15 protein-coding genes and 2 tRNA genes are annotated in these 15,453 nt (G+C 63.3%); 7 read left to right on the top strand and 10 right to left on the bottom strand.

The window, feature by feature from the left end:
- Window positions 1-803 (top strand): formate dehydrogenase accessory sulfurtransferase FdhD (gene fdhD, locus QOH60_RS12880; RefSeq protein WP_526420821.1); only part of this gene is annotated, 803 nt, incomplete at its 5' end.
- Between the two features lie 8 nt (window positions 804-811).
- On the opposite strand, the gene QOH60_RS12875 is transcribed toward fdhD, so the two are convergent.
- A complete protein-coding gene (locus QOH60_RS12875) occupies window positions 812-1,561 on the bottom strand; it encodes an SGNH/GDSL hydrolase family protein (protein ID WP_526420819.1) in 750 nt (249 codons plus the stop codon).
- Window positions 1,558-1,749: a hypothetical protein gene (locus tag QOH60_RS12870; protein ID WP_526420817.1), complete on the bottom strand. Its 192-nt coding sequence runs from the start codon at window positions 1,747-1,749 to the stop codon at window positions 1,558-1,560. Before QOH60_RS12870 ends, QOH60_RS12875 begins: the two co-directional genes overlap by 4 nt.
- Before the next feature lie 33 nt (window positions 1,750-1,782).
- Here QOH60_RS12870 and QOH60_RS12865 point away from each other — a divergent pair, with 33 nt between their 5' ends.
- Entirely contained in the window at window positions 1,783-2,112 is a 330-nt protein-coding gene (locus tag QOH60_RS12865; protein WP_526420815.1) for a helix-turn-helix domain-containing protein, read from the top strand.
- 27 nt (window positions 2,113-2,139) lie between these two features.
- On the opposite strand, the gene QOH60_RS12860 is transcribed toward QOH60_RS12865, so the two are convergent.
- The 7 genes from QOH60_RS12860 to QOH60_RS12830 form a co-directional block, all read right to left on the bottom strand.
- A complete protein-coding gene (locus QOH60_RS12860; RefSeq protein WP_526420813.1) occupies window positions 2,140-2,400 on the bottom strand; it encodes a hypothetical protein in 261 nt (86 codons plus the stop codon).
- Window positions 2,397-3,857 carry an MFS transporter gene (locus tag QOH60_RS12855; protein WP_526420811.1) on the bottom strand — a complete coding sequence of 487 codons (1,461 nt, stop codon included), beginning with the start codon at window positions 3,855-3,857 and terminating at the stop codon, window positions 2,397-2,399. Before QOH60_RS12855 ends, QOH60_RS12860 begins: the two co-directional genes overlap by 4 nt.
- Window positions 3,858-4,005: 148 nt before the next feature.
- Window positions 4,006-5,286, bottom strand: a complete 1,281-nt coding sequence (clpX, locus tag QOH60_RS12850; RefSeq protein WP_526420809.1) for an ATP-dependent Clp protease ATP-binding subunit ClpX — start codon at window positions 5,284-5,286, stop codon at window positions 4,006-4,008.
- 250 nt (window positions 5,287-5,536) lie between these two features.
- The gene (locus tag QOH60_RS12845) at window positions 5,537-6,226 is read right to left on the bottom strand and encodes a ClpP family protease (protein WP_526420807.1); all 690 of its coding nucleotides are present in this window, start codon (window positions 6,224-6,226) and stop codon (window positions 5,537-5,539) included.
- Complete coding sequence (locus tag QOH60_RS12840; protein WP_526420825.1) at window positions 6,226-6,873, bottom strand: ClpP family protease; 648 nt, start codon at window positions 6,871-6,873, stop codon at window positions 6,226-6,228. Before QOH60_RS12840 ends, QOH60_RS12845 begins: the two co-directional genes overlap by 1 nt.
- A 54-nt stretch (window positions 6,874-6,927) precedes the next feature.
- Window positions 6,928-8,328, bottom strand: coding sequence for a trigger factor (tig, locus tag QOH60_RS12835; protein ID WP_526420805.1), 1,401 nt, complete (start codon window positions 8,326-8,328; stop codon window positions 6,928-6,930).
- 34 nt (window positions 8,329-8,362) lie between these two features.
- A tRNA-Pro gene (locus QOH60_RS12830) sits at window positions 8,363-8,439 on the bottom strand.
- Between the two features lie 81 nt (window positions 8,440-8,520).
- Here QOH60_RS12830 and QOH60_RS12825 point away from each other — a divergent pair.
- Window positions 8,521-8,594 (top strand) — tRNA-Gly (locus QOH60_RS12825).
- Window positions 8,595-10,607: 2,013 nt separating this feature from the next.
- A complete protein-coding gene (locus tag QOH60_RS12820; RefSeq protein ID WP_526420803.1) occupies window positions 10,608-11,585 on the top strand; it encodes an AraC-like ligand-binding domain-containing protein in 978 nt (325 codons plus the stop codon).
- Between the two features lie 725 nt (window positions 11,586-12,310).
- Here QOH60_RS12820 and QOH60_RS12815 read toward each other — a convergent pair.
- The gene (locus QOH60_RS12815) at window positions 12,311-12,727 is read right to left on the bottom strand and encodes a helix-turn-helix domain-containing protein (protein ID WP_526420801.1); all 417 of its coding nucleotides are present in this window, start codon (window positions 12,725-12,727) and stop codon (window positions 12,311-12,313) included.
- Between the two features lie 359 nt (window positions 12,728-13,086).
- On the opposite strand from QOH60_RS12815, the gene QOH60_RS12810 reads away from it, so the two are divergent.
- The 3 genes from QOH60_RS12810 to QOH60_RS12800 all read left to right on the top strand — a co-directional run.
- Window positions 13,087-14,352 carry an acetamidase/formamidase family protein gene (locus QOH60_RS12810; RefSeq protein ID WP_526420823.1) on the top strand — a complete coding sequence of 422 codons (1,266 nt, stop codon included), beginning with the start codon at window positions 13,087-13,089 and terminating at the stop codon, window positions 14,350-14,352.
- Between the two features lie 55 nt (window positions 14,353-14,407).
- Entirely contained in the window at window positions 14,408-14,767 is a 360-nt protein-coding gene (locus QOH60_RS12805; RefSeq protein ID WP_526420799.1) for an SRPBCC family protein, read from the top strand.
- Window positions 14,768-14,878: 111 nt separating this feature from the next.
- Window positions 14,879-15,453 (top strand): dienelactone hydrolase family protein (locus QOH60_RS12800; protein ID WP_526420796.1); only part of this gene is annotated, 575 nt, incomplete at its 3' end.

Genomic DNA, 15,453 nt, shown 5'->3' with positions numbered 1-15,453 from the left:
GGCGCGCAGAGCACGTCACCGCCGAGAACACGGTGACGCGGCCCGAGACCTTGGCGGTCGAGGAGCCGCTGGAGATCCGGATCAACGGCAAACCGGTGACGGTGACGATGCGCACGCCCGGGGCGGATGTCGAACTCGCACAAGGCTTTCTGCTCACCGAAGGCGTCATCGGTAAGCGCGACGACATCGTCACCGCGCGCTACTGCCGCGGCGCCGCGGAAGACGGCCTCAACACCTACAACGTCATCGACATCACCCTCGCCCCGGGCGTCGCCGCCCCGGATCTCGACGTGACCAGAAACTTCTACACAACGTCCTCGTGCGGCGTTTGCGGCAAGGCATCGTGGGAGGCCGTGAAGTTGATCAGTCGCTACGGCCCCGGCGACGATCCGGCCGCCGTTGCAGCCGACACGCTGACGGCGATGCCCGAGCAGTTGCGGGCCGCTCAACGGGTTTTCGCGAGCACCGGTGGTCTGCATGGCGCCGCGCTTTTCAATGCCGACGGCACGATGCTCGCGACGCGTGAGGACATCGGCCGCCACAACGCCGTCGACAAGTTGGTCGGCTGGGCACTGGAATCCGACCGGATTCCGTTGACCGGCACGGTGTTACTGGTCAGCGGCCGCGCCTCGTTCGAGCTGACGCAGAAGGCCGTCATGGCAGGCGTCCCGGTGCTCGCGGCGGTGTCGGCGCCGTCGTCGCTGGCGGTCGATCTCGCCAGTCAATCCGGGCTCACGCTCGTCGCGTTCCTACGCGGTGACTCGATGAACGTGTACACGCGGCCGGATCGCGTTACCCGTTGACGCCGTTGTCACAGGTCGCCGAACCTCTTCAGGTCCGTAACAACCTTGTCCGCATAAAACTTCTGGCCCATCGCGTTGAGGTGAATGCCGTCGGTCCAGATGTAGGGCGTCAGGTCAACGCCGTCATACCAGTGCTCGGCAATCGGATCGATGACGTGAGCATGGATGCGATCCGCCGCGATGTGGACCGCCTGGGCCCACACCTCGTACGTGTCGCGTGAGCCGTCACCGAGGAACTGTGTTGGCGACACTCGAACCGCCACGGTGACGATGAACTTCGCGTTCGGGTACGCCGCACGCACGCTGTCATAGAACTCGTTCATGGCCTTCAAGGCTTGTTCCTGCGGCTTGCCAACATCGTTGCGCCCGCCGTCGATGATTACGTAATCCACCACCGGGTGCTGCTTGATGACCTGGGACAGATTGCTCGAGAATGGCTCCACGGTGAAGGGGCCAATCGTGCCGGGTAGGAATCCGCGACCCGACACGGCATCGATGGCCGCCGACCATCCCATCTGGTCGGCGACGATCGTGGGATATTGTTTGCCGGGCTCATTGCCATTGGACACCAATGACACTGAGTCGGTGATCGCAAGCAGTGCCGGGATATGAGGTCCGGGCCGCGGTGTCGCCACAACAACGCCTGCCAGCGGGCGGCTCAGCGCCGCCCCGTCTTTGCGGTGCGTCCAGTAGTCGTAACCACCCGCCGCCGCGAGCAGCACGACCGACACGATCGCCGCGACAACCTTCCACCTCACGACTCGACCTCGTCCATCGCCTGGTGGTAGGCAGGCGGGTCACCGCTGGAGAGTCGTCCAGGATCTGTGACGGTGCAGCCGTTGGCGCGAGCCCCTTCGTGGAACTCCAACAGTTGGATGCTCACCCTGCCGTCGGTGTCATCGACAATCGCGTCTGCCAACTTTTCTCCAGGTACGTTTGCTGCCATCTATAGATGGTCTCCACTATAGGCCATCTATAGATGGTCGACGCACCCGATGAGCGTCGGCATCTTGCGGTGGTGGCCGAGTCTGCGATCGAGCGCAAGTTAGCGGCGGCGTTAGGCCAGCGGCTGATCGACCTCCGTCAGGCAAGGGGCCTTACACAGGAAGCAGTCGCAGAAGCGGCCGGGATCAGCCGCAACCACTACCAGCTCTTGGAGTACGGCCTGGTGCGGCGGGGAACCCGAAAACCTGCGAATCCACGCCTGTCCACCCTGGTCGCTTTGAGCGAGGTTCTCGGCACAACCGTCCCGGAGTTGATCGACGCGATGTTCGGTGCGCCGCCACCGGCAGAGAACCGCCGACCATAGAGGCCTGCGTGGCGACTGGATGAACGTTTACACGCGGCCGGATCGCGTCGTGCGGTAGGCGCGCCACAGCCTCAATGGCAACAGGCCGAGCAGCGGCGCGCGCTTGCCGAGGTCGGCCGTATCGCGCCGATTGAACGAAGTGGCATACCGCCGAGCGACCTCGGCAGACGGATAGCGTTTCGACCCCAGCTCCTTGCCGCATCCCCGGTCGCACTCCCACCGCATCATGCGCCCGTCTGTGCTGAACGCCGGGCGGTGGCCGAAGATTCGGCACGACAACGGTGTCACGGCCGGCCTTCGGCGTCTTCGGCAGTCAGCGGCAATGCGATGTCCTCCAACGACTTCTGTTCTGCATCGACCCCCAACACGAGTTCGACGAAGCCCCCGATCGCCATCACCACCGCGCCGGCGACAAACGACCACACCATCAGACTGCGGTCGCCGGTGTTCACCAAACTGCTGAACAGCAGCGGGCCGGTGATGCCTCCGATCGCGGTGCCGACCGCGAAGAAGAACGCGATCGCCAGTGCGCGCGTCTCCATCGGGAAGATCTCGCTGACCGTCAGATACGCCGCGCTGGCACCCGATGAGGCAAGGAAGAAGCACACCACCAGGACCGCCATAAATCCCCAGACACCGCCGAGTTGGCCGACGAAAACCCACGCCAGGACACCAGCGAAGGCCGCAGAGCCGAGATACGAGATCGCGATCATGCGTTTGCGTCCTGCGGTATCGAACAGCTTTCCGAGAACCACCGGCCCCGCGAAGTTACTCAATGCCCACACCACGAAGAACACGGGCACCAGGCTGGACGTGACGCCGTAGAACCCCTTCAGCAATGTGCCGAGATTGAAGGTCACGCCGTTGTAGAGGAAGGCCTGCCCGATGAAGAGTGCCAGGCCGAGAACGGCTCGTCGCGGATATTTCTTGAACGCGACGTGGGCGATCTCCCGGAACGAAATCGACTTGCGCTGACGCACTTTGAGCGAACCGTGCGGCTTCTCGAGCGCCTGGCCCGTCTGCTCTTCGACCTGCCGCTCGATGTCGTCGACGATGCGCTCGGCCTCGTCTTCGCGTCCGTGGATGAACAGCCAGCGGGGGCTCTCGGGCACCGACCGGCGCACCACAAGGACCGCCAGGCCGAACACCGCGCCGATCCCGAATGCGAGCCGCCAGCCGATGTCGGTGGCGAAAATCGATTGGTCAAGGAACAGGAGCGCTCCGGCCGCACCACCGGCAGCCCCGAGCCAGTACGAGCCGTTGATCGCGAGGTCGACGCGGCCGCGCACCCGTGCAGGGATGAGTTCGTCGACGGCGGAGTTGATGGCCGCGTACTCGCCGCCGATGCCCGCGCCGGTGAAGAACCGCGCGAGGAAGAAGTACCAGGGCGCGAATGCGAAGGCCGTGGCCACGGTTGCCGCGAGGTACAGAATCAGCGTGACCATGAACAGCTTCTTGCGCCCGAAGCGATCAGTGAGCTGGCCGAAGAACAGTGCGCCCAGGCAGGCGCCGGCGATGTAGATGGCTGCCGCGACGCCGATCTGAGCGTCGTTGATCGCGATGCCGCTGCCCTGCTCGGTCAACCGCGCGGCAACGTTGCCGACCATGGTGACCTCGAGCCCGTCGAGAATCCAGACTCCACCCAGCCCGATCACGACTCGCCAGTGGAACCTGCTCCACGGCAACCGGTCCAAGCGCGCGGGCACCTGAGTGGTGATGGTGCCGGTCTGCGCGCCGGTGTCCATGTGGGCTCCCTCGCCGTGGTGGCGTAGGAGTTACCGCTCAAGTCGGCTTTCAACCCTGCGAAATGCGCCGAGATTCACGTTGTGGCGGCCTCTACTCGAACTTCCCCGCAGTAACGTAACTTTCGGCGCGCAGCCGGGCGAAAAAGAGCTACGCGCTCTTGTCGCGACGCTCCGGGCGCGACGGCTTGCGCGGCACGATCGTCGGAAGCACGTTGTCTTGCACCGTTTCCTTGGTGACGACAACCTTCGCGACGTCGTCGCGGCTGGGGATGTCATACATCACGGGAAGCAGAACTTCCTCCATGATCGCGCGCAGCCCTCGAGCACCGGTGCCGCGATGGATCGCCTGATCGGCGATCGCCTCTAACGCGTCGTCGGTGAATTCCAGTTCCACGCCGTCCATTTCGAACAGCCGCGTGTACTGCTTCACCAACGCGTTCTTCGGCTCGGACAGGATCTTGACCAGCGACTCTTTGTCGAGGTTGGTCACCGACGCGACTACCGGCAGCCGGCCGATGAACTCGGGGATCAACCCGAACTTGATCAGATCCTCGGGCATGACATCGGCGAAGTGGTCGGCGGTGTCGATCTCGGCCTTGCTCTTGACTTCGGCACCGAAACCCAAGCCGCGCTTGCCAACTCGATCGGAGACGATTCTCTCTAGCCCGGCGAACGCGCCGGCGACGATGAACAACACGTTCGTGGTGTCGATCTGGATGAACTCCTGATGCGGATGTTTGCGGCCGCCCTGCGGAGGCACCGACGCCTGCGTGCCCTCCAGGATCTTCAGCAGCGCCTGCTGCACACCCTCGCCGGACACGTCACGGGTGATCGACGGGTTTTCGCTCTTGCGCGCGATCTTGTCGACCTCGTCGATGTAGATGATGCCGGTCTCGGCACGCTTGACGTCGTAGTCGGCGGCCTGGATCAGTTTCAGCAGAATGTTCTCGACATCCTCACCGACGTATCCGGCTTCTGTCAGCGCGGTGGCGTCGGCGATCGCGAACGGCACATTGAGCATCTTCGCCAGCGTCTGCGCCAGGTAGGTCTTGCCGCATCCGGTCGGGCCGAGCATCAAGATGTTGGACTTGGCCAGCTCCACCGGTTCGGCGCGGGAGTCGCGCATCTTCTCGCTCGCCTGGATGCGCTTGTAGTGGTTGTACACCGCGACAGCCAGCGTGCGCTTGGCGGTGTCCTGCCCGATGACGTAGCCCTCGAGGAAGTCGCGGATCTCGGCGGGTTTGGGTAACTCGTCGAGCTTGACGTCGTCAGCGTCGGCCAGTTCCTCTTCGATGATCTCGTTGCAGAGGTCAATGCACTCATCGCAGATGTACACGCCGGGACCAGCGATGAGCTTCTTGACCTGCTTCTGGCTCTTGCCGCAGAACGAGCATTTCAGCAGGTCACCGCCGTCTCCGATGCGCGCCATGGTGGTGGAGTCCTACTTTCCTCTTCGCTTCGTGGTCTTCGGTCTGCGTCGTCAGCCCCGACGCTACCCGCTCTGTCGGCCGAGGTGCGACCGATAAGGGCGAATCGCGTCCGTGGTATTTGCCGACGCAGGCCGCCCCTGCGTCGCAAGAGAACATATCGCCTATGGATGCAATCCGTCGCGAGTAACGCACCACTGTGTCCCTGGCGTGTCGCCGACGTGATCCAACCGAGAGGCAGCCCGGCTCAACTCAGGCGGTCTGCGCCGACAGTTTGCGGTATTCCAGGACGGTGTCGATGATCCCGTAGTCCTTGGCGTCCGCAGCCGTTAGGATCTTGTCGCGGTCGGTGTCCTTGCGAATCGTGTCGGCATCCTTGCCGGTGTGGTGCGCCAGCGTCGTCTCCATCAGCCTGCGCATTCGCTCGATCTCTGCCGCCTGGATCTCCAGGTCGGAGAACTGGCCCTGGATGACCCCCGCCAGCGCGGGCTGATGGATCAGCACACGCGCGTTGGGCAGCGCCATCCGCTTGCCCGGGGTACCCGCTGCGAGTAGCACCGCCGCCGCCGACGCAGCCTGGCCCAGACACACCGTCTGGATGTCGGCGCGCACGTATTGCATCGTGTCGTAGATCGCCATCAGCGAGGTGAACGAGCCGCCTGGCGAGTTGATGTACATGGTGATGTCGCGGTCGGGATCCTGCGACTCCAGCACCAGGAGCTGGGCCATCACATCGTTGGCGGACACGTCGTCGACCTGGGCACCGAGGAAGATGATGCGCTCGTCGAACAATTTGGCGTACGGATCGACGATCCGCTCGCCGAGATGGGTGCGCTCGCTGAACTGCGGGAGGATGTAGCGGGCCTGGGGCTGAATTGCTCCTTGCGTCCGCGATGGCTGAATTGCTCCTTGCGTCCGCGATGGCTGAGCGTTCGGGTTCATCAATCTAGTCCTGCTCCTGGTCCTGATCCATTGACTGACGCGCGGGTGATGATGTGATCGACGAAGCCGTAGTCCAGCGCCTCCTGGGCGGTGAACCAGCGGTCGCGGTCGGAGTCGGCGTAAATGCGCTCAATCGGCTGACCGGTGAACTCCGCGTTGAGCCTGAACATCTCCTTCTTGATCAGCGCGAACTGCTCGGCCTGGATCGCGATGTCCGAGGCGCTGCCCGTCACGCCACCCAGCGGCTGGTGCATCAGGATCCGGGCGTGCGGCAGGGCGTAGCGCTTGCCCTTGGTGCCCGCGGCGAGCAGGAACTGGCCCATCGAGGCTGCCATGCCCATCGCGTAGGTCGCCACGTCGCACGGAGCGAGGACCATTGTGTCGTAAATGGCCATGCCGGCGCTGATCGAGCCGCCCGGCGAGTTTATGTAGAGGTGGATGTCCTTGCTCGGGTCCTCGGCAGCAAGAAGCAGGACTTGCGCGCACAGCCGATTGGCGATGTCGTCGTCAACCTGCGAGCCGAGGAAGATGATGCGCTCGGACAACAAACGCTCGTAGACCGAGTCGACAAGGTTGAGCCCTGGCGCGCTCGACCGCATTTCAGTCACGACTGGCACCTGCTTTCTGTGTTGCTTGTCCCCTGACACTAACCAACTTGGCACCCCTGGCACTCCCGGCGACGGACGGGTTCGCTCTCAGCGTTAATCGTCGTCGTCGGGGGCTTCTGTCTCTTCGTCCTCTGCGTCGACGGCCTCGGCTTGCGCTGCCGGCTCGGGCTGCTGTCGAGGACCGAAGTACTCCTCGGTGTCGATGGTCTCGCCCGCGGTGTCCTTGACCGTCGCGCCGTGCACTACCGCGGCCAGCGCCTTGCCGCGCCGGACGTCGGCGAACATCGCGGGCAGCTGGTTGTTTTCTTGCAGGAACTGCAGCAGCTGCTGTGGCTCGACGCCGTACTGCCGCGACTGCAGGACGAGGCGCTCGGTCAGGTCCTCCTGGCCGACCTGGATGTCAAGTTTGTCGGCGATGGCGTCGACGAGAAGCTGAGTCTTGACGCCCTTCTCTGCGTTCTGACGGGCCTCGGCGTCGAACTCGTCGCGGCTGCTGCCCTGCTCAGCGAGCGCCTCGGCGAGCCGGTCCTCGTCGTGATCGAGACCGTGCAGCGCGTTGTGGACGGCCTCGTCGACCTGGGCCTGCACGACGGCCTCCGGCAAGGGCACGTCCACCTGGCCGAGCAGCGTCTCCAACGCGGCGTCGCGGATCTTCTCGGCCTGCTGCACCCGCTTGAACCTGCGCACCTGATCCTGAAGGCTGGCCTTCAGCTCGTCGATCGTATCGAATTCGCTTGCCAATTGGGCGAATTCGTCGTCGAGATCGGGAAGTTCACGTTCTTTGACCGAGTTTACGGTGACGGTCACCTGAGCGTCCCGGCCGTCATGTTCGCCCGCGGCGAGCGTGGACGTGAACACGCGAGTATCCCCCGCCTTCAGTCCGTTGATCGCCTCGTCCAGGCCCTCGATGAGCTGACCGGAGCCGACCTCGTGCGACAAGCCTTCGGTGGCGGCCTCCGGCACCGGCTCGCCGTCGATGGTCGCCGACAGGTCGATCGAGACGAAGTCGCCGTCCTTTGCGGCACGCTCGACCCCGGTCAGGGTGCCGAACCGGGTGCGCAGCGATTCGAGTTCGGCGTCGACCTCGTCGTCGGTGACCTCGATCGGGTCGACGGTGATCTCCAGTGCGTTCAGGTCCGGCAGCTCGATCTTCGGGCGCACGTCGACCTCGGCGGTGAACACGAGCTCGTCGCCGTCTTCGATTTTGGTGATCTCGATCTCGGGCTGACCGATCGGCTGCACGTCCGAGGAGGTGACGGCCTCGGAGTAGCGGGCAGGCAACGCCTCGTTGACAACCTGCTCGAGCACCGCGCCGCGCCCGATGCGGGCCTCGAGGAGCTTGGCCGGCGCCTTGCCGGGCCGGAAGCCGGGCAGACGCACCTGGCGGGCGAGCTCCTTGTAGGCACGGTCAAAGTCGGGCTGCAGCTCGGCGAACGGCACCTCCACATTGATCTTGACCCGGGTAGGGCTCAACTGTTCGACAGTGCTCTTCACGACCTTCGGCTCCTTGAAATAGTTCGGTCAGGTCTGGTCGGGGTGACAGGATTTGAACCTGCGGCCTTCCGCTCCCAAAGCGGATGCGCTACCAAGCTGCGCTACACCCCGCGACATCGCGTAACCAGGCGATCCTACGGCCCGCTTGGCCTGCTGCGCGAAAGCACCGTACAGTGCCTAATTGCTATTCACGCGGGCGTAGCTCAGTGGTAGAGCCCTAGTCTTCCAAACTAGCTACGCGGGTTCGATTCCCGTCGCCCGCTCCAGCAGGACCACCCCTCGGTCCCATCGGACATTGGCTGACGTCGAGCAGTAATGCAATGCGGCATCTTGTCGCCCTGCCACCGCTCCACGCGTTCAACGGGCGTCGTCTGGTGAGGAAACTCGGCCAAGGCAGATCATTTGTTGTCATTTTCTTGTTGTCCTCCGTGTAGGAATTGCCTGTCGTCATGGCCCTCGGGGAACAACCAAAAGCGCACGCGCCAAAGGTCATTTGCCTTATAAGACGTGCGCATGCCCGGCCCGCATGTCCGGATCGATTAGCGCCTAGCTGCGGCCAGCTTGTTTATTCGCCCGCGTCGTGAAGCTGCGGTCCATGCATGCCTCGCGCAAGGCTCTCAGCCGTTCAGCCCGTAGGGGTTGCCACGGCCGATCCATCCGTTCCCCTTCGACGCGCTCGGCATCTCACCTACCCCTCGCTGAGCGGCTCGCGCGAGGTCGCCTAGAACCTCGGCCGGACCGGGGAGCCGGGACGTCATCTCCGCGGATGCAGACATCCGTGCCGAAGTGAAGGTAGCCCGCTGTCGACATCGGAAGTTCTTCGGCCTTTAGGTGCATATCCAGCGAATTGGACACGGCGGGCCGGAGTTTACCGGCATATACCCGCGCGACAAGACGTCAGTCGCCTCATCGACATCGGTCGTCTCTATCCGCGGCGACGAGTCAAAGATGTCCTCTATGAGCATGGCAACCGCCGCCTGTAGTCGCTTCAAAATCACTCCGAGCGTAGTCAGCGCCGCTGGCCGCTGGCAAAGAAGTCAGCCGGGCACCGCCCGCAGCGCTGACAGGTTTTGGACGGCACTCCGACGTCAGCGTCTACACGCTGATGAAACTGCTGGGCCGCGAATCCTGGTCACCTCCCAGCGCTACGCCACTGCGGCGGGCACCGAAACCCGCAGTGCTGTAGCCCAGAACGGGCTGGACGGTCTCTTAGCGGATGATCGCTAACTGAATGGGCGCGATGTCTGGGAACACGGCGTCCATGATTGCGCAGCGATCACTAGAGGGTGCCCTGCGGTAACACCCAGCGGCGCTCGAATGCCAATATCGTTGCGGCCGTTTCGAAGTCGGAGTCATAGTGCACCACCGTCAGGTTGTGTGCAGCGGTCGACAGATCGTGCACACCGACCGATCGATGTCGGCCTGTTCGTGCCAGCTCACGTTGTGCGTTCAACGCAACCTGCCAGTCTTCAATCTATCTGCGCCAGAACGCGGGTCTGACCTGCGCCGCCTGGCTCGACCACATCTGGACGAGCCTCGGTGAGTGGCTCTGCCAGCACCTGGCGCACGTCGATATCGTCAACTGTGGTCCTCCCTTAGGCAAGGACTGTGGCGGTTCCCGAAACGGATACTGGTGGGGCGGTTTCTGGATATACACATCGGCCAGCAAAGCATAGTGTGTTAGGTACCTAGGTCTTACAATTATTTCAATTGGCAGGCCCACCCCGATGTTTATGGCTGCAATGAGGCTCAGTTACGACAGAAATCCACCGAGCGCGCCCAGGTTTCTCGTGTCGGCCGTGGGTCATCGCAGCCGGTGTGGTGATGCACCTGATGATCGATATCGGGATCATTATTGGGACCTTCAGCTACGCGATGTTTGCCTTATATCGCGCGTGGGTCCCGCCCGGCACTGTGAAGCGACTGCCAGATACCTCTCAAACACGCCACGACTGAGCTGCTGGCGCGTCTGCACCGCGGGCGCTTCGACCCGACTACTGACTCGGCCCCCGGCCGAGCCGAGGTTCCGGAGATGCGACCAGACGAGCAGGTCAGTACTTCAGAAGTCGTCAGCGGCGCGGACGCCGTTAACGGATTCCAACACCCGCGGCCGACGTCGACATTTTTCTTCTGGTGTGTAAAGCAGTCGAGGGCGACCGCCTCCAATGTGAATTGATGAGCGCGGCGGTGATGTATCGCGGACATAGGGAAGGGTCATGGAACGGCGAGTCGTCGGTGAGTTGAGGTTTTGGTCGGCGCCGCCGGTGCAGACCAGCGATGTGGACGAGGCCCGCGAGGTGCTGGAAGCAGCTTATCTGCCGTTGGAGGTCAATCCCGTCGGTCGTGATCCGTTGGACATGCGCATGAACGCATTACAGCTTCCCCTGCTCACCGCGGGCTACATTCATTTCGGTGGTGAGGTAAAGCTTCGCGCACCAGACGTGCGTTCGTATCACATCGACATTCCACTGTCGGGTCACGCGATAAATTCGTGGGATGACGGCCAGCAGCAGATCGCGGCCGCCTGCGTATCCGCGGGGATATTTGTGCCTGGCATACCCACGGATATTGCATGGTCCTCGGGGTGCTACCAGATCTGCCTGATGATCCCCGCCCAGGAGATGCGCCGGCAACTAGAAACGATGCTCGACCGACCCGTGCGCGCCCCGCTGGAGTTTGAGCGCAATCTGGACCTGAAGGCGACATCAGCGGCCAGCTGGCTGGAGCTGGTGACGATTCTCAAGCGCGAGGCCGATCGACCAGATGGATTATTGAGCCACCCGCTCGCCGCGGGCAATCTGCAACGTCTGCTTATCGAAGGCCTGCTGTTGACGCAGCCGCACAACTACACCGGCGCTCTGAGCAACGGCGCCCGCCCGGCGTCACCGGCAGTGGTAACGCGCGCCATTGACCTGATGCGGGCCCACCCAGAAGCGCCGTGGACCACCGGAAACCTGGCGCAGAAGACCGGAGTCGGCGCTAGGGCACTCTTCAAAGCCTTCGAACGCTCTGGTGAGCTGCCGCCCATGACGTATCTTCGGCACCTCCGCCTGAACCGTGTGCATTCCACGCTCCTAGACGCCGATCCGCGGTCTGTCACTGTAGCTGCGGTAGCCAGCCGCTGGGGCTTCGTACACCTGGGCCGCTTCGCTGCGCAGTACTGCCAAGTATTTGGCGAATATCCCTCCGCAACGCTAGGGGTCGGCCGGTTCGCACAGCCTGAACGGCGGGCAGGCCGCCCCACACAGGTCGGTTAGCCGTCGGACAACGTCGGATCACGTCACGTCCGAGCCGACGGGGGAAGTGCCGACCGAGGGCGCACTGCTGGTATCCGACGTTTGCCCGGACCGTTTGGCCGGGGGTGGAACCGATCAGGCCCCCACAGCCGGCCAACAGCCGGTCGCATGAAACATCCGGGTTAGCGGCCGTCGGGGCCCATGGGCAGTTAGTCGCCTTTGCTGATAGGCGGCCGCCGGGAGCATGGTCGCTACATCGAAACTGTTCGCTTCTGGCATCGAAGTGTATGCGTGAGCAAAGTGTCGATCCGCTTGCCTGCTGGGCGCTCACACCACGTCGGTCCGACACCTGGACACCGGGTTTACGCCATCCTTGCAGCGAATGCATCGACAACCATGAACTGACAGAATTGTCCAATTACCGCAATTGAGTGTCCAGTTAACGCCATTGCTTGTGGATAGCAAACGCCGGGGTGCAGTATTGGGTTGTTGCCGTGTGGGATATTCGCTGCACCGCAGGACCGTTCAGAAGTTGCCCTTAGAAAGTCAGGGGCGGGGCCATCGCAATTTAGGGGTTCTGATCTTGAAAGCCAGGGGTGAGGTCATTGTTCGAGACGGATTTCTCGGAGGTAGGCGATCGCATCACTGCGGCTTGCAGTTTTGTGAAGACAGGCGCGGATTCCGTATTGCCGCATATGCGGTGGGAGCTGGAGCAGGTGATGTCGCGGGTGCGGCCCGAGGATCTGTCAGCCGCTGAGATCGCCGCGCTCCTCGCCATCCTGATGCCGGCCCATTCCCGGGTTATCGGCGGACCAACCCGGCGGCCAGTTCTGCGTGTCCTCGGGGTTAGCGGCAAGCATCCGGCGCCGAAGCTCGCTTAACAGCGAATCGATGGACACCCTGGTCAGGTCACCGGTCAGCGTCGTCAGCTCCACCACGCCCAACTCAGTGCTGGACAGGTAGTCCGCGGCCACCAGAGCTTCGACGGGCGACCGGCCGTACACCCGTGCGAAGGCGACAACAGCTTCGGCACTTGGGGTGTTGGTGCCCCGTTGCCAGCGGGAGATGTTGGATTGATCGATGCCGGACGCGGTGGCGATGTCTTTCTGGGCCGCATTGCCAGTCACCGTCATGACATACTGCCACCACGTCACTTGCGTCACCCCGTCAGGGTATTGCATGCCCGCAGCAGCGTTGAAGCGCAGAGCAAACCTCTTTTTGGCCCCAAACCAGCTTCCCAAGCTGAATACGCGGGTTCGATTCCCGTTGGTCGCTCGCTCCTAGTTCACGAAAACTAAAGGCAACACGATCGAAACGGTCTAGGTCGTTACCGCGCGCGAGTGCTGGGTAGCCACCGGCCATCCCGGCTTCGCGATGCAATGCGATTGCTCCTCGCGATGCCGTCGGGGAGTTCCGGAGACGCCGAGGAGAAGTAGTGGTGGACAGGTCGATTGGGCGCACGACCGCGAAGGCCCTTCTCGCGGGGATCGGTCGGCGTGAGTTCGTCCGCGCGGTTGCCGTCATGGGTGCGGGCGCTGGCGCCGTGGGTGTTGCAGCGTCCTGCTCCCGCGCCGGGTCGGGCCCCGCGCCAGGCTCGGCCGGCGATATTAAGGTTCTGCAGCCCGGGCAGGGCGACAAACCCGGCGACCACTACCTTCAGTCGACACCCGACCAGGTGCTGTGGGGTTACGTACCGAACGTGCACGCCGCGCCGGCGCTGCAGATGAGATCGGGCGAAACCGTCACCATCGACGCCGTCTCGCACGAGGGAATCCTCGAAGACCAGGGACGTGACCCCGTCACCTACTTCGGCAGCCACGGCGTCGGCCGCTCAGATGTGTTGGAAGACGCGATCGCCATCGCGTCGGGGTACCGTCGCACCCCCCGCGATTTCGACAAAGACGGCCCGCACGTGGTGACCGGGCCGGTGTTCGTCGAAGGCGCCCAGCCCGGCGACGTGTTGAAGATAGAAACGTTATCCGCGGTTCCCCGCGTCCCATACGGCGTGGTGTCGAGCCGTCACGGCAAGGGGGCGCTCGCCCGCACTGCAGACGGTGGCTCCCCAGCGGGGATCTCTTTGGAAGAGGTGATGCCACCGGTCGGCACCGACGGCAGGCAGACGCGCGACCCCGCAACGTACGGGAACGTGTCGACATTCACCGCCGTCGAGGACGATCACGGCGTAATGACCTCCGGCAAGGCCAAAGTGCGGTTTCCGCTACAAATGTTCATGGGCATGATGGGCGTGGCGTTTTCCCAGGACACGGAGCTGACGTCGCCGAACGCCAACTCCATCCCGCCCACCTTGGGTGGAGGCAACATCGACATCCGACTTCTCGGCACCGGCTCAACCTTCTACCTTCCCGTATTCGCCGACGGCGCACTGTTCTACGTGGGTGACCCGCACATGGCGATGGGTAACGGCGAGGTTGCGCTTACCGCGATGGAAGGATCCCTGCGGGGCACGTTTCGCCTCACGGTCTGCAAGAAAGGATCCGGTGACGCTCCGTCGGTGGCCTACCGGTATCCCTTCGCCGAGACCGCGGACGCGTGGGTGCCGATCGGCTTATCCGATCCGGATGGTGCGCGAGATGGTCAAGTCAATGACCTCGACATCGCGATGCGACGCGCGGTCGTCAACGCGCTGGACTATCTTCAGACAGACCGAGGGATGGATCGTGCCACGGCTTACGCCTATCTCTCAGCGGCGTCGAACTTCTATGTCTCCCAAGTCGTCGACAAAACCGTCGGCATCCACGGTGAGATCTACAAGTCGCACTTCGGCTAGCGTCGCCGAGCATGTTGAGCGCGTTGACTCGACGCCGACTGGGTAACCACGAGCCGTGCCTACAGTCTCACGAACGTTCTCCGTCACAACGCCCCCAGCGAAGGTCATCGACTACCTGAAGGACTTCGCCAATACCGAGGAGTGGGATCCCGGCACACAAACATGCACGCAAGTTGACGGCGGCCCCATCGCCGAAGGCACCACATGGCACAACGAGTCCAAGATCTCCGGAGTAAAGGCCGAGCTGGTCTATGTGCTCAAACAGCTGACGAACGACGAGTTGGTGTTGGTCGGCACGAACAAGGCGTCCACGTCAACCGACACCATCGCCGTCGAGCCCGACGGTGGCGGGTCCACGTTGACGTACCGGGCCGATCTGGAGATGCACGGAGTCGCCAGGTGCTCAATCCCGTGATGAAGGTCGTTTTCGAAAAGCTGGCGAGCGACACCGAGAAGCAGATGGTGTCTGTCCTCAACAAGCTCAGCTGACCATCCGGCGAATACCCAGCTTCGAATAACTCTGGTGATGGCGAAGCCCCGAGTACAGGCATGCGTACTCGTGCTCCCGGGCGGGAAGGTGTTCAGCGAACAGCGCTCGCGGAGTTGGCATCTCGCAAACATGAGGATGGTGTTCGTCGCCGCGGCGTTGCGGCGAAGGTTAGGCCCACCGGTAGAGGTTCGGCGATTGCGATATCGGCTGCGCGGATGGAACAGCCCACGGCAAGACGCGCTTCGCGATGCTACGAAGGCGCTCGACGATCTCAAACGCAGACACGAGCCGAATCAGGTTGCGGTCGTGGGTCATTCGATGGGTGGCCGGGTCGCAGCACACCTGGCTGCGCGAGGTGACGTCGACGTCGTCGTCGCGCTTGCGCCGTGGTGGGTCGGCGATGACGCCAACTTCATCCCGACCGGGACGGCGCTTCTCGTGGTGCACGGACTTCGCGATACGTGGACGGACCCGGCCGCATCTCTCGCCCAGACCCGTCGTGCCGAAGGTCGCGGCCTCGACGCGCGATGGGTCGGCCTGAAGGGCGCGGGTCACTACATGATTCGCCATTGGCGCGAGTGGCACCGCCTCACCTGTGACTTCGTTGCCGA

The sequence above is a fragment of the Mycobacterium sp. genome (genome assembly GCF_032159765.1).
GTDB lineage: Bacteria > Actinomycetota > Actinomycetes > Mycobacteriales > Mycobacteriaceae > Mycobacterium.
The sequence above is the reverse complement of the archived record's forward strand: the minus strand, read 5'-3'. Positions and strand labels throughout refer to the sequence as shown.

What these genes read in the sequence shown, in the direction of transcription:
- QOH60_RS12870 (WP_526420817.1), bottom strand. Translation starts at nt 1,749, where the DNA reads ATGGCAGCAAACGTACCTGGAGAAAAGTTGGCAGACGCGATTGTCGAT.
- QOH60_RS12810 (WP_526420823.1), top strand. Translation starts at nt 13,087, where the DNA reads ATGGGTGCGGGCGCTGGCGCCGTGGGTGTTGCAGCGTCCTGCTCCCGC.
- clpX (WP_526420809.1), bottom strand. Translation starts at nt 5,286, where the DNA reads ATGGCGCGCATCGGAGACGGCGGTGACCTGCTGAAATGCTCGTTCTGC.
- QOH60_RS12855 (WP_526420811.1), bottom strand. Translation starts at nt 3,857, where the DNA reads ATGGACACCGGCGCGCAGACCGGCACCATCACCACTCAGGTGCCCGCG.
- QOH60_RS12845 (WP_526420807.1), bottom strand. Translation starts at nt 6,226, where the DNA reads ATGAACCCGAACGCTCAGCCATCGCGGACGCAAGGAGCAATTCAGCCA.
- QOH60_RS12865 (WP_526420815.1), top strand. Translation starts at nt 1,783, where the DNA reads ATGGTCGACGCACCCGATGAGCGTCGGCATCTTGCGGTGGTGGCCGAG.